Genomic DNA, 21505 nt, shown 5'->3' with positions numbered 1-21505 from the left:
CTCTTTCCCGTGCTTACTTGATGATGGTGATGTTGGCACCCACCCAGGGCAGGGCTTTGATGATGGCGAAATAGAGCAGCGCTCCCGCGACAAGGCCGATGCCAAGGCCTTTGGCGATGCCCTGCGTCCACTTCACGTCGCTGGCCACAACGTCATTCTGGTGGTTTTCCAGTTCGGCCTCGGTCTTCTGCACGGCCTTCCAACCTGGCCAGCCGTCCATGAACCAGACGTTGATCAGGAAGATGTTGATAAGCCAGATCATGGGAATCATGGGGAACTGCTGGGGATGGGAGAAGCCTTTCTGCGTGCCCAGGAACAGATGCGAGGTCTTGTAGTAGATCACGTACACCACCACGGCCAACGCAGCGGTCAGCAGGGTGCGGATGCAGACATTGACAGGGCGGCTGAATTTGGTCGGCCAGTTGTTGCAGTAGAAGTTCAGAAACAAGGTGGGCACGAGCCAGAAGATCGCCATTTCACCGACATGCAACCAGCGCCAGTCCGGAGCCATGAGGCGGCGGGTCCCGCGAATGGTCGCGCCCCAAACAAGATCCTGGGCGTAGAACAGGAAGAAACACAAGGCCACTGCGATGGCGATGATGCCGAAGAAGGAGGTGACGCGGCGTAGTCCGTCATGTTTGATCAGGTTGAAGGGGTAGCGTTCCCAAATGGTTTCGTACAGCCAGACCACCACGGTACAGCACATGATCCAGGCTATGTGGAAGTTGCCGGAAACCGTGTTGGCGAATTCTTCCCAGTAGGGCGGACAGATGGCCGTAAACTTTTGCCAGGGGTAGAAGAGGATGGCCATGTGGGAATGCATGGTCACAAAGTACACAATCATGCTGAGGAAGAAGGTCACCAGAACGATGGTGATGCCGCGCGCTGGCTGGCCAAGCTTCTGCCACGGGGCGTTTTCACAGGCCACCACCCAGCTCGGAGAGAGCCAGGATGCGATGGCCGCAAACATCATGATGGCTTCCGCCGCATACTCGATGGCGTAGAATTCCGTGATGCCCATGGCCATCAGCCGGTCAGGGTTGAAGTAGGCGATGCCGAAATTACCGAGGATTTCAACAAAGAAGCCCTTCATCAGGATGATCATGGCCGCCACGCTAACCAACGTGAGTACCGCCCCTTTGATCAGTGGATGGGTCTTGTTGAGCCAGCTTCTTTTGAATGGCCAGAAGTCGAAAATGTAGGCCAGCCAGATGAAGAGGATGAGGAGCCAGCGGCAGACCATGTAGCCCACATATGGGGTATACATGCGCATCAGGCCGCGTGGGTCCTGGAATATCCACCACGTGGCGTAGAAAAACGCCAGGATGAGGAATGTATTGACCAGTGCCGGGATCGGGCCGCTCCAGCGTTTGACCAGCTTCCGGCTTTCAAGGTAGCTCACGCTACTATTGTCCATGTCGTAACTCCTTAGCGAGTTTCCAGGGAGGATGATCAAGCCTCGCTGTCCAACTGCTCTTTCTTCGATGGTGTTGATTGTAGTTCCGGGTCCGGAACCAGGTTTTCCAATTGCCCAGGCGTCACAGTTGCCGGATCGATCCCCAGGGCCATGGCGCGGAGAAAACGTTCATTCTCGGTCAGGCGGATCCGTGTGGGCAGTACCGTCTGCTTCGGTGTTTTCGCTGCATCCACCGTCTGGTCCAAGACGGGAACAAAACGGCTGAAAAATTCTCTTCGCTTCATTTCAGCTTTCCGTTCGGTCATTCCCCGGGAAGCACGATGGAGGCAAAGGTGTGCATGCACTGAAGGGCCAGTTTTTCGGCCTCGTCGGCTCTGGAACTCTTCAGAGCGTTGAAAAGCTCCACATGGTACTCGAAGAGAAAGCCTGTCTGCACTTCGGCCAGCCCGGTTCCTGCGTGCTCCAGGTTGTGCGCCGCAGCCTGGAGTTCCTTCATGAGCAAGATCAGGTAGTCGTTGGCCGAGATTTTCGCCAAAGCCAGAAAAAAGGCGATGTAGGCCCGGGTGAAGACGGTGCTGTCGAAATTGACGATGGCTTCGCCTAGGCGGGCAGTGGCGCTTTCCAGCGTATCGACATCCGAGGTGGTTAACCGGGAGGCCTGTTCGCGGGCGAGAGTTGGAATCACCAGAGTCAGGGTGTCCAGAATCTGCCGCGTGGCGATTTGCGACTTGCGTCTGCGGAGTTGATTCCAGCTGATGCGGCCATCCTTGCTTTTGAGGTAGCATCCGCTCTTTTGGCGAATTTCCACATAGCCCATGGTTTCGAGGTTGCAGAGCACTTCGCGAATGGTGTTGCGGCTGGTGTCGAACATCTCCGCGAGGCGGCGCTCGCCGGGCAGCCGGTCTCCAACGGAAAAAGATGTCCCTTTAAGCATGTCTGCGACTTTTTGACAGAGAATGGGGCGTTGAGTTGATGCCATATCTGGTCCAACCAGTTTTGAGTGTTTGTGATGTTTTGTGTCTTTCAAGCTTCTTTAGCGAGGGGGTGTGGATTGACGCAAGCGTTTGTTATTAATTTCACACAAATCTGGTTGGGCCAGTTGTGGGGTGGACAGAGAGTGAGGCTGGGGTAGCGGTTTATGTCTATGAAATATAGGCGGTTAAGAGTTGTCGGGGAACTCAGGCGTGAACGTGCGAAAAAAACGCACTGAGGTGTTTCAGTGCGTTTTTCGTGTGGAGGAGAATTTTTGGTTGGACCAGTAGGGGGCGTTCTTGGGCAAATTTGGAGCTTACGGTGCTGGCGTGCTCGGCGTCGCTAACCGGCCGCCTTGAGGCAACGTTTCAAACCATTGAGGAATTCGGGATAGAGTTCATGAAGCGGGGCTGGGGCGTCCGGGTCGTAGTTTCCGGGCAGGCTCGAACAGAAGATCAGCACGTTGGTCAGAACGTCGTTATCGAAAAAAGGTTGTGCATAGTAGGAGTGAATGCCTCGCGGAATGAACAGGGCCCAGTCGATGGGTTTGATGCTCTTGGACGTTTCCATGACCACATGGTGCGGTAGATTGAAGCGGACGATGTTTTCAGCGATGGACCCCTCGTAAGGATGTGTGTGATTTTCTGGAATGGTTTCGAAGGGCCCCCCCGCGCCGGTGACCAGCACCTTGTTTTCAGCGATGAAGATGCGTGAAAGCATGATGGCGTCCGTGGGCGAATTCGGGGGCAGGGCGTTGAGCATGGTTTGCAACAGATCCTTGATGGTCGTGCACGTGCCCATGGCTTCGCTGATTTCCAGGGATGGCACGGATTCGTTGCCGCGCACGGGTACTCCTTTGCATGCCAGGCAGCTGTTCATGTGAGTCAGCGTGACCCATAGCAGATTTTCTTCGTCTCGGGCGATCGCTTGGATACGGGCCATGCACTGGTGATGCCTGCCCATGCTGTCGGTCACGTTCAGTTCACCGTTCCAGCAGTCGGAAAAGATCAGCCCCTCATATATCTGGAACAGTTTTACCCCGGAATTTTTTTGGAGTATCCTGTCTAAATCCAGGGTCGGAATGTCCTTGGCGGGGTAGTGCAGCATTCTTTGCGCGGCCTGGTTGGCCATAAATACTTTGCGATCGGAGAAGCGGATGAGCAGGACCGGATCGTCCAGCAAGTCGATTTTGTCGCTTAGACCCGGACGTCCCTCGATGGAAAGGATTGTGTTCACGTGAGGACCGATGTCCATGAGCAGTCCTACAGAGCAGGTGGGAAACGCCGGGTCGGGCATGGCCATGATCTTGAGCCAACCCGTAGTGCCGTTTGAAGAGCGCATGCGGAAGGTGCAGGCTGAGGGCTGGCGATTGCGAATTTGATCGAAACAGTGGAAGAACCGTTCGCGGTCTTCTTTGAAGATCATCTGTCTGGCAAGTCCGGGATTCTGGAGAACCGACTTTGCCTGCTCCCCGAGTGAGGGGATGGTGTGCGCGTTGAGGAAGGTGATATCATTGCGCACGATGTCGACGCGCCAGGCAAGAGCTGGCAGCATGGCCAGATAGGCGGCCATGCACTCGTCGTCCCGTGCTTCCGTGCTTTCAAGGGGCGTAGGCATTAGTGATTCCTTGTTTGTGTGAGTGCGACTGCGGATTGCGCACGTTACTCTTGTATTGCCTCTGTTGGCAAACCTTCTGATGCGTTGGTCCTACCAGCTCGTGCGCAGGCTACGCGTTCCGCTTGCTTGGGTTCGCCACACTGTCTTCATCGAATCCGCTGTGGACAAACGAGAAGATCGTTTGCTTTTTGTAATGGATTTATTGGGCTCGTTCCTTGGAAAAAAGCAAAAGAAAAAGGGTTGCAACATTTCTGCTGCAACCCTTTGACTTACTGGTGCCGAAGAGAGGACTCGAACCTCCACCGGGGAACCCCGACTAGACCCTGAACCTAGCGTGTCTACCAATTCCACCACTTCGGCGTGACGTGAGAAGCGTGTTTATGTGAGAGGTTTGGGTTTGGCAAGGGTTTTGTTGGCTTTTTTTTAATTAATTTTTTTTAATACGTGATTTCAGGGTTTTGGGTTGGCTCAAGAGCATTTTTCTCGTGCCTGTGCCTGTGTTGAAGCCTGGGTTCTTTTGGTATAGAGGCAAGCCAGCTTGTTGCCTGGAGGAAAAAATTTCATGCATTGCGTTACTTGGCCGGATCAGATCAGCGGCCTGGAAAAAGGGTCCTGCGTCACCATCGGCAATTTTGACGGGGTCCATATCGGACACCAGCGTCTCATTGCCCGGGTGCGGGACCTGGCTGCCGGTTTCGGCCTGCCGTCGGTGGTCATCACCTTCGAGCCCCATCCCCTGCGTTTTTTTACGGGAAAGAAAACCCCGCCTTTCATTACACTTTATGAACAACGGTCCGAACTCATCCGTGCCCTGGGCATAGATCATCTGCTCTGTCTTGAATTCAACCAGGAACTGGCGAGCATGAGCCCCGAGGATTTCGTGCGCCGCATTTTGGTTGAAGGCCTGCATGTCAGGGAATTGGTCATCGGTTATGACTACGCGTTCGGCAAGGGCCGGGGCGGCAATTACTCCCTGCTCACTCGGCTTGGGCAGCAGTGGGGCTTCGGCGTCGAGCAGCTTGAGCCCGTGATGGTCGATCAGGCCATTGTCAGTTCAACGCGCATCCGCGATCTGGTCGAGGCCGGGGACGTCTGGGCAGCCAAACCCCTCCTGGGACGATTCTACCGCGTGTCCGGAACCGTGGTTCACGGACAGAACCGTGGCGGGCGTCTGCTTGGTTTTCCCACCGCCAACATGCATCTTGTCGATGAGCTTTTTCCCAAGACGGGCGTGTACTGTTGCTGGGCCGAACTGGATGGAGAGCTTCATCAGGCCGTGGCCAACATCGGTTACAACCCGACCTTCGGCAATGATGTGCTTTCCGTCGAGGTGCATATCATGGATTTGAACGAGGACCTGTACGGACGCGCACTGAAGGTGCATTTCGTGCAGCGCCTGCGGGGTGAACGCAAGTTTTCCGGGCTCGATGAACTCAAGGCGCAGATCGGCAAGGACATCACCCTGGCCCGGACCATCCTGGTCCTGCCCGAAGCCAGGCTGGTCTGAGGCGGATACATGCGCGCGTTTTTCAGGTCTTTGTTCAAGATTCCCATGGAGCTGGCTCACAGCTACCATTCCGTACTGAGTTTCAAGTGGTTGGCGCTCGGAATCGTGGTCGGGGCCATGACGGGCCTCGGGGCCGTGCTCTTCTATGTCGCTATCGAATGGTTGCAGCATCTGCTGCTTACGACCTGGGCCGGTTTCAGCCTGCCGGTGCCGGCGGGGGAGAATCTGTTTTCAGGCGAGGCAGGAGCTTTTCGGCCCTGGCTGCTCTTTGTCTTTCTGGGCGTGATTGGCCTTTTCACGGGCTACCTCCTGCGGCGCTTCGTGCCCCAGACCCGTCACGGCGGCACGGACGGGACCGACACCATGATCAAGGCCTTTCATCATCAGGAAGGGCACATCACGCCTTCCGTGCCGGCCATGAAGGTGGGTACGTCCATCCTGACCATCGCCGCCGGAGGCAGCGCCGGACGCGAAGGGCCCATCTCCCTGCTCGGGGCCGGATGCGGTTCCTGGCTGGCCGGCAAGCTGCGTCTCTCGGCCAAGGAGCGGCGCATCCTGCTTCTGGCGGGGGCGGCCGGAGGCCTTGGCGCAATTTTTCGCGCTCCCCTGGGCGGTGCGCTCACTGCTGTCGAGGTCATCTACCGAGAGGACTTCGAGGCCGAGGCGCTGCTCCCTTCCATTATCTCCTCCGTGGTTTCGTACTCCCTCTTCACCCTGGTTTTCGGGTCCGAGCCCATTTTCGGGATTCCCAAGTTCGAATTTTCCGACATCCGCGAGCTTCCCGTCTACGCAATCCTGGGGCTGGTTTGCGCGGCCACGGGTTGGTTTTACGTACGCACCTTTCGCTTCATCAAGTTCAAGGTGTTCTGGCCCCTGACCGATCGGTTCGGATTTGTACCGGCAGTGGCCTTGGGCGGATTGGGCATGGCCAGTATAGGCTACCAGTTCCCGGAGCTGCTGGGCGGCGGGCAGGGCTGGCTGGAGCTGGCCATGCTCGGCAAGCTGTCCGTGACCATGATGGCCGGGATGATCGTGGGCAAGACGCTGGCCACATCCGTGGTTCTTGGTTCGGGCATGAGCGGCGGCATGTTCGCCCCGGCCCTCTTTGTTGGCGGCATGAGCGGCGGCGTGGTCGGCACCTTGGCCCAGCGCCTGTTTCCTTCCGTGGTGGTCGAGCCGGGGGGCTATGTTCTGGTGGGCATGGCGGCCTTTTTTTCCGGTGTGGCCAATGCGCCCATCGGCCCGCTGGTCATGGTCTGCGAGCTGACCCAGGGCTACGGCCTGCTCGCTCCGCTGATGCTGGCCACGGCCATCGCGCTGGTTCTGGGGCGGAACGTGTCCCTGTATGAAAATCAGGTCGACAACAAGTTCGAGTCCCCGGCCCATGTCGGCGACGCGACCATCAACATTCTTGAACGGGAAAAGGTCGAGGCGCACTACAAGCCGAGCCGGGTGACCATCGTGGAGGAAGGGACGCATTTCGGCGCCCTGACCGACATCATCGTCAATTCCAACGAATTGTGTTTTCCGGTGCGCGGCGCGGATGACAGGATAACCGGGATGCTTGCGGTGCAGGATCTGCGCAAGGTCCTGTTCGAGGATACCTTGTGCGAATTGCTCGTGGCCGGCGATGTGGCCCGAAAGGTCGTCGTGTTGCGGCCTGACGAGGACCTGTACACGGCCCTGCTCAAATTCGTGGAATCGGATCTGCCCCAGCTGCCCGTGGTGGACAGCGAGAATCCCACCAAGGTGCTCGGCATGCTGGCCAGGGAAGACGTATTCACGGCCTATGCCAAGACCTTGAGGACCATGAAGGAACTGACCTGACCCTTGCCCCGCCGGACGCGGAGCGACGGCGGCACGAGCCTGTGTTTGTGCGGGCACGGGCGTGCGGTTTTGGATGGTCTGCCTGGTTTGCACGGGCCAAAAAAGAATCCCCACTTCAAAAGCGGGGATTCTTTTTTTTCAAGCAGTCCGGTGACGGGCCGGAAACCTAGACCTTGGCAGCCTGCAGTTCCTCGGTGGAGTAACCCCAGCCCACATTGTGCGGAGCGAGGAGTTCTTCGCGGAAGAAGCGGGGCAGCTGGTCGTCTTCGTCGGTGAAGCCGGCGCGCTTGTTGAAGTCCAGTTCGTCCTTGAGGCAGTTCACGCCGATACCGATCATCTCGTCGACGCTCATCTCCTTGCCGGTCAGGCCGGAGATCAGCTTGGCCATGCAGGGCACGCCGCGTGCGTCGTCAAGAATCGCAAAGGCCACGAACAGGCACAGGCCCAGCGAGTCGACGGCCGCAGTGGCGATCTGAAGGTTCTTGGAGATCTCGATGTTGCCTTCCTTCTTGTGACCGTCGACGTCGCCGCCGACTTTCAGCACGTTCTGGCATACGCCGTAGCCGGCGGTGTGGTCAGCGCCCATGGGGGTCGTGGCGTAGGTCACGCCGACGCCCTTGACCGCGCGCGGGTCATAGGCGGGCAGGGCCTGGTTCTTGACCACGGGGATGCGGTCTACGCCGAAAGCCTTGGCCGTGTAGGAAGTGCCGTTGCCGTAGATGCGGCCCAGCGGATCACTCGTGCCGACCTTGTTCAGTTCGGCCAGAACGCCCTTGCTGTCGCCCCAGGCGAGCGTGCCGCCTTCCATGGCCATGGCCATGGTGTTGGCCATCTCGATGGTGTCCACGCCCACTTCGTCGCAGGTGCGGTCCATGGCGGCGATGTCGTCAAGGTTGTCGATCAGCAGGTTGGCGCCGAAGCCCCAGATGGTCTCGTACTCGAAGCCGGTGGTCAGGTACTTGCCGTCCGCGCCGTGGTAAACCTGCGAGCACTGGATCACGCAGCCGGTGTGGCAGCCGTGCTTGACCTTACCGCCGCGCTTCTCGATGTTGGCGGCCAGGGTCTCGCCGGAGATCTTCTCTGCGCCGTCGAACTTGCCCATGCGGAAGTTCTTGGTCGGCAGGGCACCGGCCTCATTGATGACGTTGACCAGAACGGCGGTGCCGAATCCGGGCAGGCCCTGGCTGGTGACGGGATGATTGCGCAGCACGTCGACCCATTCCTTGCGGGCTTCCTTGAACAGTTCCTCGTTGCCGTAGACGGTTTTGGCGTTGGCGTCGCCGTCAAGGATGATGGCCTTGACGCCCTTGGAACCCATGACCGCGCCCAGACCACCGCGACCGGCAGAACGGGAAGGCAGACCTTCGGGATCGGAGAACTGAATGGTGGAAGCGCACAGGCACTGCTCGCCGGCAGGTCCAACCAGGGCGGTCACGGCCTTGTCGCCGTATGCGGCCAGGAGTTTTTCCTGGGCGGCGTAGTTGCGCATGCCGGTCACGGTGGAATCCTTGAAAACGACCTTGTCCGCAGAGATGAAGATCTCCTGCATGGGGGAACCAGCCTCGGGCTTGTCTTCGAGGATGACGGCCAAGAGGTCCAGCTTGGGCAGGGTGTGCGCGAACTGTCCGCCGGAATTGCTCTCCTTGATGCCGCCGGTCAGGGGCGACTTTGCGCCGACGGAGATGCGGCCGGAGTTGGCGGCATTGGTCGGGGCAAGCACGCCTGCCGCGAAAATCAGCTTGTTTTCGGCGGAAAGCGGGTGACAGTTTGCCGGGACTTCCTTATTGACCACTCTTGAGGTCAGGGCACGACCTCCAAGACCGGCTAACTCGCCGAGTTCTTCAAACTTGAAGCTTTTGGTTCTGGTATTGATTCGTAGGATTTTCATGAAGACTCCTTGAAGGTTGAGCGCGGTTGCGCGTGTTGAACTTGCTTTTAAGAGCATGTTAGCAGACAGTCTTCATGGAAAGTCAAGAAAAAAGGGGGTTTATGTCATGGAAGGCATAACTTGTGCGGCGTCAAATCAATTGGTTCTGACCATCCCGGAAACTTCAGCCAAAATCTGGCACGGCTTGCTCAGGCGCGGGGTGGGTGTTTTTCTGGAGCAGGCGGTCAGTGTGCGCGATTTCATGACCGAAATCCTCGGAATGGATTTGCACTATGCGACCAACAGCGTTCCTGGACTCTTTTTAAACAACGCACCCGTTGACGAATGGCGGGAGGAGTTTGTCGGCGACGGCGACGAATTGGGCATGAGCGGGACCATGCCGGGCCTGTGCGGCATAGCCTTGCGCCGGTCGAGTCCCATCCGGGCCTTTCGCCCCGATCTGGTCAGTCGCCATGACGATGAGAAAAGCAAGGGCGGAGTGGCCGTGGTCAAGATGTTCAATTTCGTGGCGCTGGATTGCTTCAAGCCGGTCCTGAAGCGCGGGGTTGTCGTCTCCCCGCAGGCCGTGTTGCAATACGTGGACGATCAGCAGATCGATCTGCAAGAGTGTGATTGCGAGTGGAACGGATCTTCCGCGAGTCCCTCCGAGGTGCGAGAGATTCTGGCCGGAGCGTGCGAGGACATTACCCTTGTGGTAAGGATGAACGCTGCATGATCCCGGACATGTTCCGGGGACGTGGTGGTTGCGGATGGCTGGCCGCGTTGCTGGCCATCGCGCTTTTGTGCGCAGGCCTGAGCGGATGCGGTTCGAAGTATGTTCCCGGAATCAGCATTCCCCCGGCCCCATCGAAGAAGGCCCCTCCCGCGCCTGCCGGCAAGGGAGGAACATACAAGCCCTACACCGTGCTCGGACAGACCTATTATCCGCTGGGTTCCGCCGAAGGATACTCCGAAACGGGGATCGCCTCCTGGTATGGCTCGGATTTTCACGGTAAGAAGACGGCTAACGGCGAGCGCTACGACATGTATCAGATGACGGCCGCGCATCGCATTCTGCCCATGCACACGCGCCTGGTGGTCAGGAACCTGGACAACGGGCGCACGACCGAGGTGCGGGTTAACGACCGCGGCCCGTTCGTAGGCAATCGCATCATCGATCTGTCATATGCGGCGGCGAGCGTTCTGGGAGTTGTCGGCCCGGGGACGGCGCGGGTCAGTTTGCAAACCATTGCCGGGCAGCGCATTCAGTATGTGGGACCGTTCTATGTGCAATATGGGGCGTTCGTGGTCGAGGAAAATGCGCGCAGACTCAGATCGCGTCTTGTTTCCCGGGGTTTTGCGGGCACCAGGATCGCCAAAGGCGAGTTGCACGGCACTACGTTCTGGCGGGTGCAGGTCGGGGCTTTCTCCAGCCTTGGCGAAGCGGAGTCGATGCGGCTGCGCTTGACCAAAGAAAGCCCGGGGTGCTTTATTATTGCGGATTGAGCTCGGCTCGTAGCTTGCGCGAAATTCGGAAGACCACAACCTTGCGCTCGGACAGGATTATGGATTCGCTGGTCTGGGGGTTGCGGCCCTTGCGCGCGTCTTTTTCGTAGGCTTCGAACTTGCCGAACCCGCTGATGAGAAGGGAGTGGTCTTTCTTGACCGCTTCCTTCATGATGTCGAGCATGGTTTCAACCTGCGCCTTGACCTCGGCACGATTGCGCTCCGACTTTTCGTAAATGTTGTCGACAATTTCTGCTTTCGTCAGCGTATTGTTGCTCATCAGTCCTCCTGGTCCGGGAACTTCCCGGATGACGATATGTCTATCTTCCTGAAATAAAGACGATTTTTGGAAGAATGGTCGTAAGTTGCCGCTTGAAATGGCTATTCTTGAATGTGCAATATCCAACGTAGATTTTTTTTTCAAGCCTAACAGCTTGTTTTTTTTTCTTTTTGGCAAATATGACAAAAATTTCGAGGCATCATTTTTCCCATCCTGAACCGTCGCAAAAGAGACTCAGGCTTCTTCCGGTTTTTTTGCCCTTCGCCGGCTGTCCCAGCCGTTGCGTTTTCTGCGATCAGCATGCCCAGACAGGGCTCGGGGGCCTTCGGCTTGAAGACGCCCTGGATGCCCTGCACGAACGTCTGTCCCTGGAGAGCGGGCCATTTGGGCTAGGCTTTTTTGGGGGGACGTTCACGGGCCTTGATCTTGCCTGGCAGGAACGTTTTCTGGAGCTTGCGGCGCGCTTCGCGGGGCCGGGCGGGCTGGTCCATTTGCGCGTCTCCACGCGCCCCGATCGCGTGGACCTTCAATCCCTCGGGCGGTTGCGCGAGCACGGCGTGTCCATGATCGAGCTTGGCGTGCAGACCTTCTCCTCTCCCGTGCTGGAAGCGAGCGGGCGGGGTTATGACGGGGCCGTGGCCGAAAGGGCCTGTGCCATGGTCCGGGAGGCCGGCCTTGAGCTTGGCATCCAGCTTCTGCCGGGGCTGCCCGGACATGATGCGGCCTTGTGGCGGGAGGACGTGCGCAGGACCCTGGCCCTGGGCCCGGACGTGGTGCGCATCTATCCGTGCGTGGTGGTGCGGGGCACTGGCCTTGCGGACATGTACCTTCGCGGCGAATACGCGCCCTGGTCGCTTGAGACCGCCGTTAACGAGAGTGGCCGGGCCCTGCTTGATTTCTGGAAGGCGGGAGTGCGGGTCATCCGTCTGGGCCTCGCCGGAGAACCGGGGCTGCTCGAACGCCTGCTGGCAGGCCCCTGGCATCCGGCCTTCGGCAACATGGCGCGCTCCCTGGCCTTGAGGCTTTTTCTGGAGGAGAGGCTCGCCGGTCGGACCGGACGGGTGACAAAAATTTTTCTGCCCTTACGTTTAGGCGGCGAACTTTGGGGGCATGGCCGGGTCAATGCCGAGGCGTTGGCCCGGCTTGGCATCGTGAGGGAAAACGTGAATTTCTGGTCCGAGCCGGACATTGCCCTGGAATTGGAGGAACAATGAAACAAGTGCGTATACATACTATAAGTCTGGGCTGTCCGAAGAATCGGGTGGACACGGAATGGATGCTGGGCGGGTTCGGCTCGTCGTTTGTCAACATCGCCGAACCCGATGGCGCGGACGTGGTGCTGATCAACACCTGCGGCTTCATCGAGCCCGCGGTCAGCGAATCCCTTCAGGTCATTCTCGACATGGCGCGGCATCTGGCCGACCTTGATCCCCGGCCCAGCCTCGTGGTCACGGGTTGCCTAGTGTCCCGTTACGGTCAGGACCTGCGCGGAGAATTGCCGGAAGTTGACCTTTTCTTGGAAATTGGCCGTCAGGGAGAGCTTGGTCAGCGGTTGCAGGAGCTTGCCGCGCTGCGGGAAAACGTGCGTCCGGGGCTTGAGTCAGCTCTTGGTGGGTTTTCGGCGGCGCGTCTTTTGACCACGCCGCCGAGCTTTGCCTACCTGAAGATCGCCGAAGGGTGCGACAATCGGTGCCGCTTCTGCACCATCCCCTCCATCCGCGGTCCGCTGGTCAGCCGGGACGAGGCGCGGATTCTCGACGATGCGCGGCGCTGCCTGGATCAGGGCCGCAAGGAACTGGTGCTCATTGCCCAGGATGTGACCGCCTACGGCCGGGATCGGGGGCAAAAGGCATTGCGTGGCCTGCTTGAAAAGCTTGCGCCTCTGAACGGGCTTGAATGGATGCGCCTCATGTATCTGTACCCGGCCGGGCTTGACGGCGACCTGCTGCGTTTTCTGTCCGAGCTTGGCAAGCCCTTCATTCCTTATTTCGACATCCCGCTGCAGCACGCCCACCCGGACATCCTGGCCTCCATGGGACGTCCTTTCCAGCGCGATCCCAGGGCCGTCGTGGAGCAGGTCCGTGAATTTTTCCCCGAGGCGGCGCTGCGCACGACCTTCATCGTCGGCTATCCCGGAGAGACCGAGGAGCGTTTTCGGGCGCTTGAATCTTTTGTGCGCGAGGCGAGGTTCATGCATCTGGGGGTCTTCCCCTACTACGCTGAGGACGGGTCCGAGGCTGCGCTCCTGCCGGATCAGTTGCCTGAGGAGGTCAAGGAGGAGCGCCGGGATCTCATCATGCAGATGCAGGCCGAAATCAGCGAGGATCTGCTTGCCGGATTCGAGGGGCAGGAGCTTGACGTGCTGGTGGACCGGGCTCATGAGGAGTGGCCCGGGCTTTACGAGGGCCGGGTCTGGTTTCAGGCCCCGGAGGTGGACGGGATCACCTATGTCAGCGGCGATATGGTCGGGCCCGGCAAGATGGTCCGGGCCGTGATCGAGGAGGTCAAGACATACGATCTGGTGGCCCTGGCGTAGGCGCCGAAAGAGGTATGAAGTGCGTTTTGCGCCAAAATGATTTTTGATCTCAATGTATTATATACATGAATTGGATATTTTTCCGGAGATTATTCTGGTTGTCAAGGTAGATTCACTCTGCTAGGACTGCCCAAATTTATTTTGTTAGGGGGTAAACATATGAACAACACTCAAACCACGCCAGAGTCCATGAACGATTTCGACATGGAGATGGATTTTGAGTCTCAACTCGAGAACTATCTCAACTCCGATTTCGGTGATATCGAAGAGGGAGTGATCGTTTCGGGCGAGGTCGTGAAGATTGATGACAGCTACATTCTCGTGGATGTCAATTTCAAGTCCGAAGGTCAGATTCCGCTCGATGAGTTCATGGAAAACGGCCAGGTGACCGTCAAAGTTGGCGACACAGTCGACGTATATGTTGTCCGTAAAAATGAGCGTGAAGGCTCCATTGTCCTGTCCAGGGAAAAAGCCAAGCGCATGCAGGTCCTGGACGAACTGGAAAAGTTGCTCGACTCCGGCGATGTCGTGGTCGGCCGCATCGTGCGCCGCATCAAGGGCGGCTATGTTGTAGAAATCAAGGGGATCGAGGCCTTCCTGCCCGGCTCCCACGTCGATCTTCGTCCGGTTCCGGACATGGATGCCCTGGTCAACCAGGATTTCGAATTTCGCGTGCTGAAGATCAATCGCCGCCGCAGCAACGTTATTGTTTCCCGTCGTGTGCTTCTTGAAGAAGATCGCGACCGCAAGCGCGGCGAATTGCTGACCACCCTCGAAGAGGGCCAGTCCGTTAGCGGCGTGGTCAAGAACATCACCGAATACGGTGTGTTCATCGACCTCGGCGGCCTCGACGGTCTGCTGCACATCACCGACATGTCCTGGAAGCGCATCAAGCATCCCAAGGAAATGGTCCAGCTGGGCGACGAGCTGACCTTGAAGGTTCTGTCCTTCGACAAGGACGAAAAGAAGGTTTCCCTGGGCCTCAAGCAGCTGGTTATGGATCCTTGGGCCAACATCTCCGAGAAGTACCCCGAGGGCCACAAGCTCACCGGCAAGGTCACCAACTTGGTCGACTACGGTGCGTTCGTGGAACTGGAAGCCGGCGTCGAAGGCCTGGTGCACATCTCCGAGATGTCCTGGACCCGCAAGCTGCGTCACCCCTCCCAGATGGTCCGTCCCGGCGACGAAGTGGATGTCATCATCCTTGGCGTCGACGTGGACCGCAAGCGCATCTCCCTTGGCATGAAGCAGGTCGCCCCCAATCCTTGGGATCTGGTGGCCGAGAAGTACCCAGAGGGCACCATCCTTGAAGCCAGCGTCAAGAACATCACCGAATTCGGTCTGTTCATCGGCATCGAGGACGGCATCGACGGTCTGATCCACGTGTCCGACCTGTCCTGGACCAAGAAGATCCGTCACCCCAACGAGCTCTACAAGGTGGGCGACGTTGTCCGCGCCAAGGTTCTGACCGTGGACAAGGAGAACGAGAAGTTCACCCTGGGCATCAAGCAGCTGGCCGACGATCCGTGGCTGGACGTGCCCAACCGCTACCCCGTGGGCACCATGCTGACCGGCACCATCACCAACATCACGGATTTCGGTCTGTTTGTTGAGGTCGAGGAAGGCATCGAAGGTCTGGTTCACGTCAGCGAGATGAGCAAGAAGAAGATCAAGAGCCCCAAGGAAGCCTTCAACGAAGGTGACTCCATCGAGGCCAAGGTCATCCATGTCAGCGCCGATGAGCGCCGCCTGGGTCTTTCGCTCAAGGCGCAGGAGCCCGAGCGTAAGCGCAGTGGTGGCGCCGGTGAATTCCGCACCACCCAGAGCGGTTCCATGACCGGCAGCAACCTCGGCGACATGATCCGTCAGAAGATGGAAGAGAATGCCGAAAACGGCTCCGAGCCCGAAGCCGAGACCGAAGTCGGGACCGAAGAAGAATAGCCTGACGGCAGCTTCGTGCCCGTTATCCAAGCATGACGCGAGGCTGCATCCGTAAAGGGTGCGGCCTCGCTTTTTTTTAAAGGACCATGAAGATGATTGAAAGCAGACTCGACAGTTCCGCCAAAAAGCGGCTGGCCACGTTGAAAGCCGGAGAGCGCATCGATCCGGAATTCGCCCTGAAAATTGCACGCGAGGCCTCGGTGCACGAGTTGGGCGAGGCGGCCCTCAAGCAGCGTCGGGCGCGGCACGGCGACAAGGCCTACTACGTCTACAACCAGCATCTCAACTATACCAACGTGTGCCGCAATCAGTGCCGCTTCTGCGCATTCTTCAAGAAGGCCGGGGAGGAAGGGGGGTACACTTACTCGCTGGAAGAGGCCAGAAAGCGCCTCATGGACCGCATCCACGAACCCATCCGCGAGATTCACATCACGGGCGGCCTGAATCCGGATCTGCCCTATCAGTACTACCTCGACCTTTTGGCCCTGTGCAAGGAAGTGCGGCCCCAGGCCGTGGTCAAGGCCTTCACCGCCGTGGAGGTGGCTCACTTCGCCGACACTTTGGGCACGGACGAGGCAACGGTGCTCCGCGAGATGAAGGCCGTGGGCCTGGACGCCCTGCCCGGCGGCGGCGCCGAGGTCTTTTCTCCCGCCATGCGTGAGCAGCTGTGCCCGGAAAAAGTCACCGCCGATCGCTGGCTGCATATTCACGGCCTCGCTCACGACATGGGCATGAAGACCAATTCCACCATGCTTTTCGGGCATATCGAGTCCTGGGAGGACCGCATCCACCACATGGAACGACTGCGCGTCGCCGAGGACGAGAAGCCCGGCTTCATCGTCTTCATTCCCCTGGCCTATCAGCCGCACAACAACGCGCTGGGCGCCGCCGGTCCCACGGGTGAGGAATACCTGCGCACCATTTCCGTGGCGCGCCTCTTTCTGGACAATATTCCGCACATCAAGGCCTACTGGGCGTTTTCCGGCATCAAGGCCGCGCAGATGGCACTCTGGGCCGGAGCCGACGATTTCGACGGCACCATAGTGGAAGAGAAGATCGGGCATGCGGCAGGCGCCGATTCGCCCAAGGGGATGACCATCTCCGAGCTGGTCGAAACCATCTCCGCCACGGGTTTTACCCCGGTGCAGCGAGATACGTTCTTCCGCGAATTGTAGGCCCCTGTCCGGCTGTCGCCGCAGAGCAGGCGAGAGCAGGATCGGGCCTTTTTCCTTGACTTTTTTGGTCAAGATATGGTTGTGAAAAGTTCCACATACGAATTTCTGGGACACGTTACGAGGAGGGAGTCATGCTGGGTGAGCTTTTTGGGAACATGCTGCACAGTACGGTGCAGGGCTTCATCGGGGTCATCGGGATTTTCACGTATCTCGCGGCCATTGTCATTGCTGCGATTTACCGCATCAAGGAAGGCATGAAGGAAGGCCATCATTAGAAAGGCTTCCTTGCGGGATTTTTTAAGCGCGGCTCTGTCCGCGCTTTTTTTATGTCCATTCCTCATCCGGCCTTGCCAATAGACCTCTCTCTTCCCTATCGTGACAGTCAGAATCATCGGAGGTTATTCATGGACGCAAGGCACAGTCTCGGCGATCTCGACATTTATCTCTTCAAACAGGGGCGGCATACCCGTCTGTACGAACATTTCGGAGCGCACCCCGAGTCCCTGGGGCCGGAATCAACAGGAACCCGTTTCGTGGTCTGGGCACCCAACGCCGCGTTTGTCTCGGTCATCGGGGATTTCAATGCCTGGGACCGCAACGCCGCGCCCATGACCATGCGCGCGGACAGCTCCGGAGTGTGGGAATGCTTCGTGCCCAAGGCGAAACACGGGCAGCGCTACAAATACTATCTTTCCTGGCCTGGTGGTGAAGGGGAACGGGCCGATCCCTTTGCCCTTTTGAGTGAGGAGCCTCCAGCCACGGCTTCCATCATCTGGGACTTGAATTATGTCTGGGAGGATGGGGACTGGATGCAAACCCGCTCCGGACGCAACGCCCTCGACAGTCCATGGTCCATTTACGAGCTGCATCTGGGATCCTGGCGGCGCGACGAGCACGGGAATTTTCTCGGCTATCGCCAAATGGCTCATGATCTGGCTGCCTACGTCAAGGATGCCGGCTTCACCCACGTGGAGATCATGCCCGTGGCGGAGCATCCTTTTTACGGTTCCTGGGGATACCAGAGCACCGGCTATTTCGCGCCCTCCAGCCGTTACGGCTGTCCGCAGGATTTCCGCTACTTGGTCGATGTCCTGCACCGCGAGGGAATCGGGGTCATTCTGGACTGGGTCCCCGGACATTTTCCCACGGATGTGCATGGCTTGGCCAACTTTGACGGGACGGCCCTGTTCGAGCACGCTGACCCGCGTCAGGGTTTTCACCCTGAATGGAAGAGCGCCATTTTCAATTACGGTCGCTACGAGGTGGCCGGATTTCTCATCTGCAACGCCATGTACTGGATTCGCGAGTTTCACCTCGACGGACTGCGCGTCGATGGTGTGGCATCCATGCTGTATCTTGATTATGCGCGGCAACATGGCGAATGGGTGCCCAACCGCTACGGGGGGCGCGAGAATCTCGCCGCCATTGAGCTTCTGCAGGAGCTCAACAAGGCCATCTACGAGGAATTTCCCGATGTGCAGACCATCGCCGAGGAATCCACCTCATGGCCCATGGTTTCAAAGCCCGTCTATCTGGGGGGGCTTGGGTTTGGGCTTAAATGGAACATGGGATGGATGAACGATTCCTTGACCTATATGGAGCTCGATCCGATTTTCCGCAAATTCCACCACAATCTGCTTACCTTTGCCCTGTGGTACGCCTACGCCGAAAACTTTGTGCTGCCTCTCTCCCACGACGAGGTGGTCTACGGAAAGAAGTCGCTGCTGTCGAAGATGCCGGGGGATTACTGGCAGAAGATGGCCGGGGTGCGGGCTCTTTTCGGTTACATGTACGGGCTGCCGGGCAAGAAGCTGCTCTTCATGGGTGCTGAATTCGGACAATGGCGAGAGTGGAACCACGACCTGTCCCTGGATTGGGATCTGCTGAATTTTCCGGCTCATGACGGTATCCGCGCCTGGGTCCGGGATCTGAACCGGGTTTACCGGGAATGCAGGGCCCTGCATGAGCTTGATTTCAGCCCGGAGGGATTCGTCTGGGAAAATTGTCATGATTCCGACCAGAGCGTGCTGAGCTTCTTCCGCAGGGACAAGGCGGGGCGGCCGGTCTTGGTGATCTGCAATTTTACTCCGGTGCCCCGCGAAAACTATGCCGTGGGCGTGGACACGGGCGGCACTTGGCGCGAGATCCTGAACTCCGACAGCCATGCCTACGGTGGCAGCGGGGCTGGCAACATGGGACAGGTCCGGGCCGAGCCCATTCCCGTGCACGGTTTTGCCTACTCCGTGAACCTGATTCTTCCGCCCTTGAGCGTGCTCTTTTTTGAGCCGGTAGAGGGGGGCGCATGAATCTTGCGCGAAGATGCGGAGTGCTGCTGCATGTCTCTTCCCTGCCAAACCGGCACGGGGTCGGTGATTTTGGTCCCCGCGCCCATGAATTCATCGATTTTCTGGCCGATGGCGGGCAGGAGGTGTGGCAGATGCTCCCTCTTGCGCCCATCAATGCCGGAGCGGGCAATTCCCCATACAGCAGCTACTCGGCCTTTGCCGGGAACACGCTTTTCATAAGCCCCGAGCTTTTGGTGCGCCAGGGCGTGCTCCGGTCCCGGGACGTGGAGCCGTTGCCCGATTTTCCCCTGGACCGGGTGGACTACGGGGCGGCTGCCGCCTGGCGGGAAAAGATTCTGGAGCAGGCCTTTGACAATGCATTCCCCGGCTTGCGCGCGGACTCGGGCTTTGACGCCTTCTGCCGCAAGGCGGATTTCTGGCTTGACGACTACTGCCTGTTCGCGGCCCTGAAGCGTGAGCACAAAGGGGTACCGTGGCTGAGCTGGCCGCGCGGTCTGCGTCTGCGGGAGCCTGACGCACTGGAGCAGGCCCGCGAGCGCCTTGGGTACGATATTTTGCGGGAACGCTATTTTCAGTATCTTTTCAGCCTGCACTGGAAAAATCTGCGCGATTATGCGGCTACGCGCGGGGTATCCCTGCTCGGGGACGTGCCTATCTACGTCAGTCTCGACAGCAGTGACGTCTGGGCACACAGGGAGCTTTTTGAACTCGACCGCGAAGGCCTGCCCATCTACTGCGCCGGCGCGCCCCCGGATTATTTTTCCGAAACCGGGCAGATGTGGGGCAATCCCGTCTATGACTGGGCTTTTCAGGAAAAGGACGGTTTTTCATGGTGGGCCGAGCGGCTGCGACACGAGAGCGAACGCTTCGACATGATCAGGCTCGATCATTTTCGCGGATTTTGCGGGTTCTGGCAGGTGCCGGCCTGTGAGCCTACGGCGGAGAACGGACTCTGGATTCCGGGGCCTGGAGCGCGGTTCTTCAATGCCATGAAGGAGCGGGTGCCGGGCTTGTGCATTCTGGCCGAGGATCTGGGCGTCATCACCGAGGACGTGGTCGCGCTCATGAGCGAGTTCGAATTTCCCGGCATGAAGATTCTGCAATTCGCCTTTTCTGCGGACATGGGAAAGAACTCCTATATTCCGCACAACATACCCGTGCAAAGCGCGGTTTATACCGGAACTCATGACAACAACACCTCTCGGGGCTGGTTTTCGGACGAGCTGGATGAGGAGGGGCGGAGGCGTTTTTGCGATTATGCAGGTCGGCATGTGTCCGCAGATAGCGCGGCCGACGTCATGATCCGAATGGCGCTCGGCAGCGTGGCCTCCCTTTGCATCATTCCCATGCAGGATTATTTGAACCTTGGCGCGGACGGTCGGATGAATATGCCGGGAGTCGCGGGTGGCAACTGGGGCTGGCGGTTGCGTTCTGATATGACCACGAGGGGACTGGCGGAAAGAATGCTTTTTCTGGCCCGGATTTATGGACGCACGGAAGGCTGATTCATGTGTGCAGGGCTGGTAAAAGCATAAAAAAAACCCTGCGTGAGCAGGGCTTTTTTTTGGAAAAACAGCTGAATTAAACGCAGCCGGTGGGCTTGGGCAGGCCGGCCATCTTGCAGGCGCCTTTGCCGGGGCCGGAGGGGAAAAGTTCGTAGATCTGCTTCAGCTTGTAGCCGGTGGACTTGGAAAGAATACGGACCATGGGGGCAATACCGTTCTTCTTGTAGTAGTCCTGCAGGAAGTCGAGAATCTGCTGGTGAGCTTCGGTGATTTCGGAAATGCCTTCGCTCTCCTTGACGTATTCAGCCCATTCCGGACCCCAGTCTTCAAACTTCAGCAGAAAACCGTCTTCGTCGATTTCGAAACTTTTACCCTGAAATTCGATCATTGCCATGCTCAATTCCTCCTTAGATGTTGTTCCTCAAAATTTTTCCTTCCGGAAAAAGAGTTTGCAAAGACTCCCCCTATGGGGAAGGACTATTTTTGTCAATGAGAGTCGGCATCCTTCCCCGTCAAGTCAACACTACCGGCCTCTCTAGCAGATAGGGGACTATACTTCAACAGGAAAGACGAAAGTCGGTCCGGGCGACGAGCTACTTGAAATCCCGGATAATTATCTGTTCCTTGCGCATTCTGCACCAGGTGGGGCGCTCGTCTTCCTCTGGGATGGGACGCTGGCTCGGTGGCCCGACATTGCAGACCCGCTGACCTTCCACATAGCTGAGTAAGGGACAATTCGCGCATTTGGTCACGACGAAAATCATGTTTTTTCCGTGGTTTATGAAGTTTACGCCCTAGACGTCGGCGGGCAGGGGGATTTCATGACAGTACTCGTCCCACTCCGCGCAGGCCAGGCCCACGGGCTGTTCAAAACTGGCCTGACAATGGGCGCACAGTATCTTCAAGGTCGCATCATTTCCGAACGCTTCCTGCATGGCCTCTTTCGTGTGATGCGCCTCGGTGCGATGTCCGCACTCGGGGCAGGTGGCGGATACGGTGAATTCCTTGGTCACGGAGTTTCTCCTTTAGGATGGTGAATCTGTATCGGG

At 58.2% G+C, this 21505-nt stretch carries 20 protein-coding genes and 1 tRNA gene; 11 read left to right on the top strand and 10 right to left on the bottom strand.

Annotated features, from left to right (window positions below):
- Window positions 1-13: 13 nt before the first annotated feature.
- The 5 genes from BMZ40_RS05170 to BMZ40_RS05150 all read right to left on the bottom strand — a co-directional run bounded on the left by BMZ40_RS05170 (window position 14) and on the right by BMZ40_RS05150 (window position 4366).
- A complete protein-coding gene (locus BMZ40_RS05170) occupies window positions 14-1417 on the bottom strand; it encodes a hypothetical protein (protein ID WP_092373051.1) in 1404 nt (467 codons plus the stop codon).
- 35 nt (window positions 1418-1452) lie between these two features.
- Window positions 1453-1701 (bottom strand): hypothetical protein, encoded by a 249-nt coding sequence (locus BMZ40_RS05165; protein ID WP_092373050.1) that lies wholly within the window; start codon window positions 1699-1701, stop codon window positions 1453-1455.
- Window positions 1702-1718: 17 nt separating this feature from the next.
- A complete protein-coding gene (locus tag BMZ40_RS05160; protein ID WP_092373049.1) occupies window positions 1719-2396 on the bottom strand; it encodes a FadR/GntR family transcriptional regulator in 678 nt (225 codons plus the stop codon).
- A gap of 335 nt (window positions 2397-2731) precedes the next feature.
- The gene (locus BMZ40_RS05155) at window positions 2732-4006 is read right to left on the bottom strand and encodes a PAS domain-containing protein (protein ID WP_092373048.1); all 1275 of its coding nucleotides are present in this window, start codon (window positions 4004-4006) and stop codon (window positions 2732-2734) included.
- 273 nt (window positions 4007-4279) lie between these two features.
- Window positions 4280-4366: transfer RNA gene (locus BMZ40_RS05150), tRNA-Leu, on the bottom strand.
- Between the two features lie 202 nt (window positions 4367-4568).
- Here BMZ40_RS05150 and BMZ40_RS05145 point away from each other — a divergent pair.
- Window positions 4569-5513, top strand: a complete 945-nt coding sequence (locus tag BMZ40_RS05145) for a bifunctional riboflavin kinase/FAD synthetase (RefSeq protein ID WP_092373047.1) — start codon at window positions 4569-4571, stop codon at window positions 5511-5513.
- A gap of 9 nt (window positions 5514-5522) precedes the next feature.
- Window positions 5523-7340 carry a chloride channel protein gene (locus BMZ40_RS05140; RefSeq protein ID WP_092373046.1) on the top strand — a complete coding sequence of 606 codons (1818 nt, stop codon included), beginning with the start codon at window positions 5523-5525 and terminating at the stop codon, window positions 7338-7340.
- 166 nt (window positions 7341-7506) lie between these two features.
- On the opposite strand, the gene BMZ40_RS05135 is transcribed toward BMZ40_RS05140, so the two are convergent.
- Window positions 7507-9228, bottom strand: coding sequence for an aldehyde ferredoxin oxidoreductase C-terminal domain-containing protein (locus tag BMZ40_RS05135; protein WP_092373045.1), 1722 nt, complete (start codon window positions 9226-9228; stop codon window positions 7507-7509).
- A gap of 106 nt (window positions 9229-9334) precedes the next feature.
- On the opposite strand from BMZ40_RS05135, the gene BMZ40_RS05130 reads away from it, so the two are divergent.
- Both BMZ40_RS05130 and BMZ40_RS05125 read left to right on the top strand, forming a co-directional pair.
- Window positions 9335-9943 carry a hypothetical protein gene (locus BMZ40_RS05130; protein WP_143075539.1) on the top strand — a complete coding sequence of 203 codons (609 nt, stop codon included), beginning with the start codon at window positions 9335-9337 and terminating at the stop codon, window positions 9941-9943.
- Window positions 9940-10713, top strand: coding sequence for a septal ring lytic transglycosylase RlpA family protein (locus tag BMZ40_RS05125; RefSeq protein ID WP_092373043.1), 774 nt, complete (start codon window positions 9940-9942; stop codon window positions 10711-10713). The genes BMZ40_RS05130 and BMZ40_RS05125 overlap by 4 nt, the downstream gene beginning before the upstream one ends.
- Here BMZ40_RS05125 and BMZ40_RS05120 read toward each other — a convergent pair.
- On the bottom strand, window positions 10700-10993 hold the full coding sequence (locus tag BMZ40_RS05120; protein ID WP_092190258.1) for an integration host factor subunit alpha: 294 nt from the start codon (window positions 10991-10993) through the stop codon (window positions 10700-10702). The two genes, BMZ40_RS05125 and BMZ40_RS05120, sit on opposite strands and share 14 nt — an antisense overlap.
- Window positions 10994-11172: 179 nt before the next feature.
- Between BMZ40_RS05120 and BMZ40_RS05115 the strand changes: the two genes are divergently transcribed.
- From BMZ40_RS05115 to malQ, 7 genes are all read left to right on the top strand, one after another.
- Window positions 11173-12207: an elongator complex protein 3 gene (locus BMZ40_RS05115; RefSeq protein ID WP_092373042.1), complete on the top strand. Its 1035-nt coding sequence runs from the start codon at window positions 11173-11175 to the stop codon at window positions 12205-12207.
- Complete coding sequence (gene rimO / locus BMZ40_RS05110; protein ID WP_092373041.1) at window positions 12204-13529, top strand: 30S ribosomal protein S12 methylthiotransferase RimO; 1326 nt, start codon at window positions 12204-12206, stop codon at window positions 13527-13529. Before BMZ40_RS05115 ends, rimO begins: the two co-directional genes overlap by 4 nt.
- Window positions 13530-13688: 159 nt before the next feature.
- On the top strand, window positions 13689-15470 hold the full coding sequence (locus BMZ40_RS05105) for a 30S ribosomal protein S1 (protein WP_092373040.1): 1782 nt from the start codon (window positions 13689-13691) through the stop codon (window positions 15468-15470).
- 92 nt (window positions 15471-15562) lie between these two features.
- Entirely contained in the window at window positions 15563-16645 is a 1083-nt protein-coding gene (mqnE, locus tag BMZ40_RS05100; RefSeq protein ID WP_092373039.1) for an aminofutalosine synthase MqnE, read from the top strand.
- 131 nt (window positions 16646-16776) lie between these two features.
- The gene (locus tag BMZ40_RS19495) at window positions 16777-16920 is read left to right on the top strand and encodes a hypothetical protein (protein WP_167364135.1); all 144 of its coding nucleotides are present in this window, start codon (window positions 16777-16779) and stop codon (window positions 16918-16920) included.
- Between the two features lie 129 nt (window positions 16921-17049).
- Window positions 17050-18951, top strand: coding sequence for a 1,4-alpha-glucan branching protein GlgB (gene glgB / locus BMZ40_RS05095; RefSeq protein WP_092373038.1), 1902 nt, complete (start codon window positions 17050-17052; stop codon window positions 18949-18951).
- Entirely contained in the window at window positions 18948-20456 is a 1509-nt protein-coding gene (gene malQ / locus BMZ40_RS05090; protein ID WP_092373037.1) for a 4-alpha-glucanotransferase, read from the top strand. Before glgB ends, malQ begins: the two co-directional genes overlap by 4 nt.
- Window positions 20457-20532: 76 nt before the next feature.
- Here the strand turns inward: malQ and BMZ40_RS05085 are convergent, their stop codons facing one another.
- The 3 genes from BMZ40_RS05085 to BMZ40_RS05080 all read right to left on the bottom strand — a co-directional run bounded on the left by BMZ40_RS05085 (window position 20533) and on the right by BMZ40_RS05080 (window position 21469).
- Window positions 20533-20850 carry a TusE/DsrC/DsvC family sulfur relay protein gene (locus BMZ40_RS05085; RefSeq protein WP_092373036.1) on the bottom strand — a complete coding sequence of 106 codons (318 nt, stop codon included), beginning with the start codon at window positions 20848-20850 and terminating at the stop codon, window positions 20533-20535.
- A 199-nt stretch (window positions 20851-21049) separates the two neighbouring features.
- On the bottom strand, window positions 21050-21220 hold the full coding sequence (locus BMZ40_RS19490) for a hypothetical protein (protein WP_177193026.1): 171 nt from the start codon (window positions 21218-21220) through the stop codon (window positions 21050-21052).
- A 30-nt stretch (window positions 21221-21250) separates the two neighbouring features.
- Window positions 21251-21469 carry a hypothetical protein gene (locus tag BMZ40_RS05080; protein WP_092373035.1) on the bottom strand — a complete coding sequence of 73 codons (219 nt, stop codon included), beginning with the start codon at window positions 21467-21469 and terminating at the stop codon, window positions 21251-21253.
- Window positions 21470-21505 lie beyond the last annotated feature (36 nt).

The organism is Desulfomicrobium apsheronum, assembly GCF_900114115.1.
Lineage (GTDB): Bacteria > Desulfobacterota > Desulfovibrionia > Desulfovibrionales > Desulfomicrobiaceae > Desulfomicrobium > Desulfomicrobium apsheronum.
Note: the sequence above shows the minus strand (reverse complement) of the source record. Positions and strands in the feature narration are given on the sequence as shown.

Excerpts from the sequence above, each read along its gene's own strand:
- BMZ40_RS05140 (WP_092373046.1), top strand. The coding sequence starts at position 5,523 with ATGCGCGCGTTTTTCAGGTCTTTGTTCAAGATTCCCATGGAGCTGGCT.
- BMZ40_RS05135 (WP_092373045.1), bottom strand. The coding sequence starts at position 9,228 with ATGAAAATCCTACGAATCAATACCAGAACCAAAAGCTTCAAGTTTGAA.
- rimO (WP_092373041.1), top strand. The coding sequence starts at position 12,204 with ATGAAACAAGTGCGTATACATACTATAAGTCTGGGCTGTCCGAAGAAT.
- BMZ40_RS05165 (WP_092373050.1), bottom strand. The coding sequence starts at position 1,701 with ATGAAGCGAAGAGAATTTTTCAGCCGTTTTGTTCCCGTCTTGGACCAG.
- mqnE (WP_092373039.1), top strand. The coding sequence starts at position 15,563 with ATGATTGAAAGCAGACTCGACAGTTCCGCCAAAAAGCGGCTGGCCACG.
- BMZ40_RS05160 (WP_092373049.1), bottom strand. The coding sequence starts at position 2,396 with ATGGCATCAACTCAACGCCCCATTCTCTGTCAAAAAGTCGCAGACATG.
- BMZ40_RS05085 (WP_092373036.1), bottom strand. The coding sequence starts at position 20,850 with ATGGCAATGATCGAATTTCAGGGTAAAAGTTTCGAAATCGACGAAGAC.
- BMZ40_RS05125 (WP_092373043.1), top strand. The coding sequence starts at position 9,940 with ATGATCCCGGACATGTTCCGGGGACGTGGTGGTTGCGGATGGCTGGCC.
- BMZ40_RS19495 (WP_167364135.1), top strand. The coding sequence starts at position 16,777 with ATGCTGGGTGAGCTTTTTGGGAACATGCTGCACAGTACGGTGCAGGGC.
- BMZ40_RS05115 (WP_092373042.1), top strand. The coding sequence starts at position 11,173 with ATGACAAAAATTTCGAGGCATCATTTTTCCCATCCTGAACCGTCGCAA.
- BMZ40_RS05170 (WP_092373051.1), bottom strand. The coding sequence starts at position 1,417 with ATGGACAATAGTAGCGTGAGCTACCTTGAAAGCCGGAAGCTGGTCAAA.
- glgB (WP_092373038.1), top strand. The coding sequence starts at position 17,050 with ATGGACGCAAGGCACAGTCTCGGCGATCTCGACATTTATCTCTTCAAA.
- BMZ40_RS05130 (WP_143075539.1), top strand. The coding sequence starts at position 9,335 with ATGGAAGGCATAACTTGTGCGGCGTCAAATCAATTGGTTCTGACCATC.
- BMZ40_RS05145 (WP_092373047.1), top strand. The coding sequence starts at position 4,569 with ATGCATTGCGTTACTTGGCCGGATCAGATCAGCGGCCTGGAAAAAGGG.
- BMZ40_RS05105 (WP_092373040.1), top strand. The coding sequence starts at position 13,689 with ATGAACAACACTCAAACCACGCCAGAGTCCATGAACGATTTCGACATG.
- BMZ40_RS19490 (WP_177193026.1), bottom strand. The coding sequence starts at position 21,220 with ATGATTTTCGTCGTGACCAAATGCGCGAATTGTCCCTTACTCAGCTAT.
- BMZ40_RS05155 (WP_092373048.1), bottom strand. The coding sequence starts at position 4,006 with ATGCCTACGCCCCTTGAAAGCACGGAAGCACGGGACGACGAGTGCATG.
- BMZ40_RS05120 (WP_092190258.1), bottom strand. The coding sequence starts at position 10,993 with ATGAGCAACAATACGCTGACGAAAGCAGAAATTGTCGACAACATTTAC.
- malQ (WP_092373037.1), top strand. The coding sequence starts at position 18,948 with ATGAATCTTGCGCGAAGATGCGGAGTGCTGCTGCATGTCTCTTCCCTG.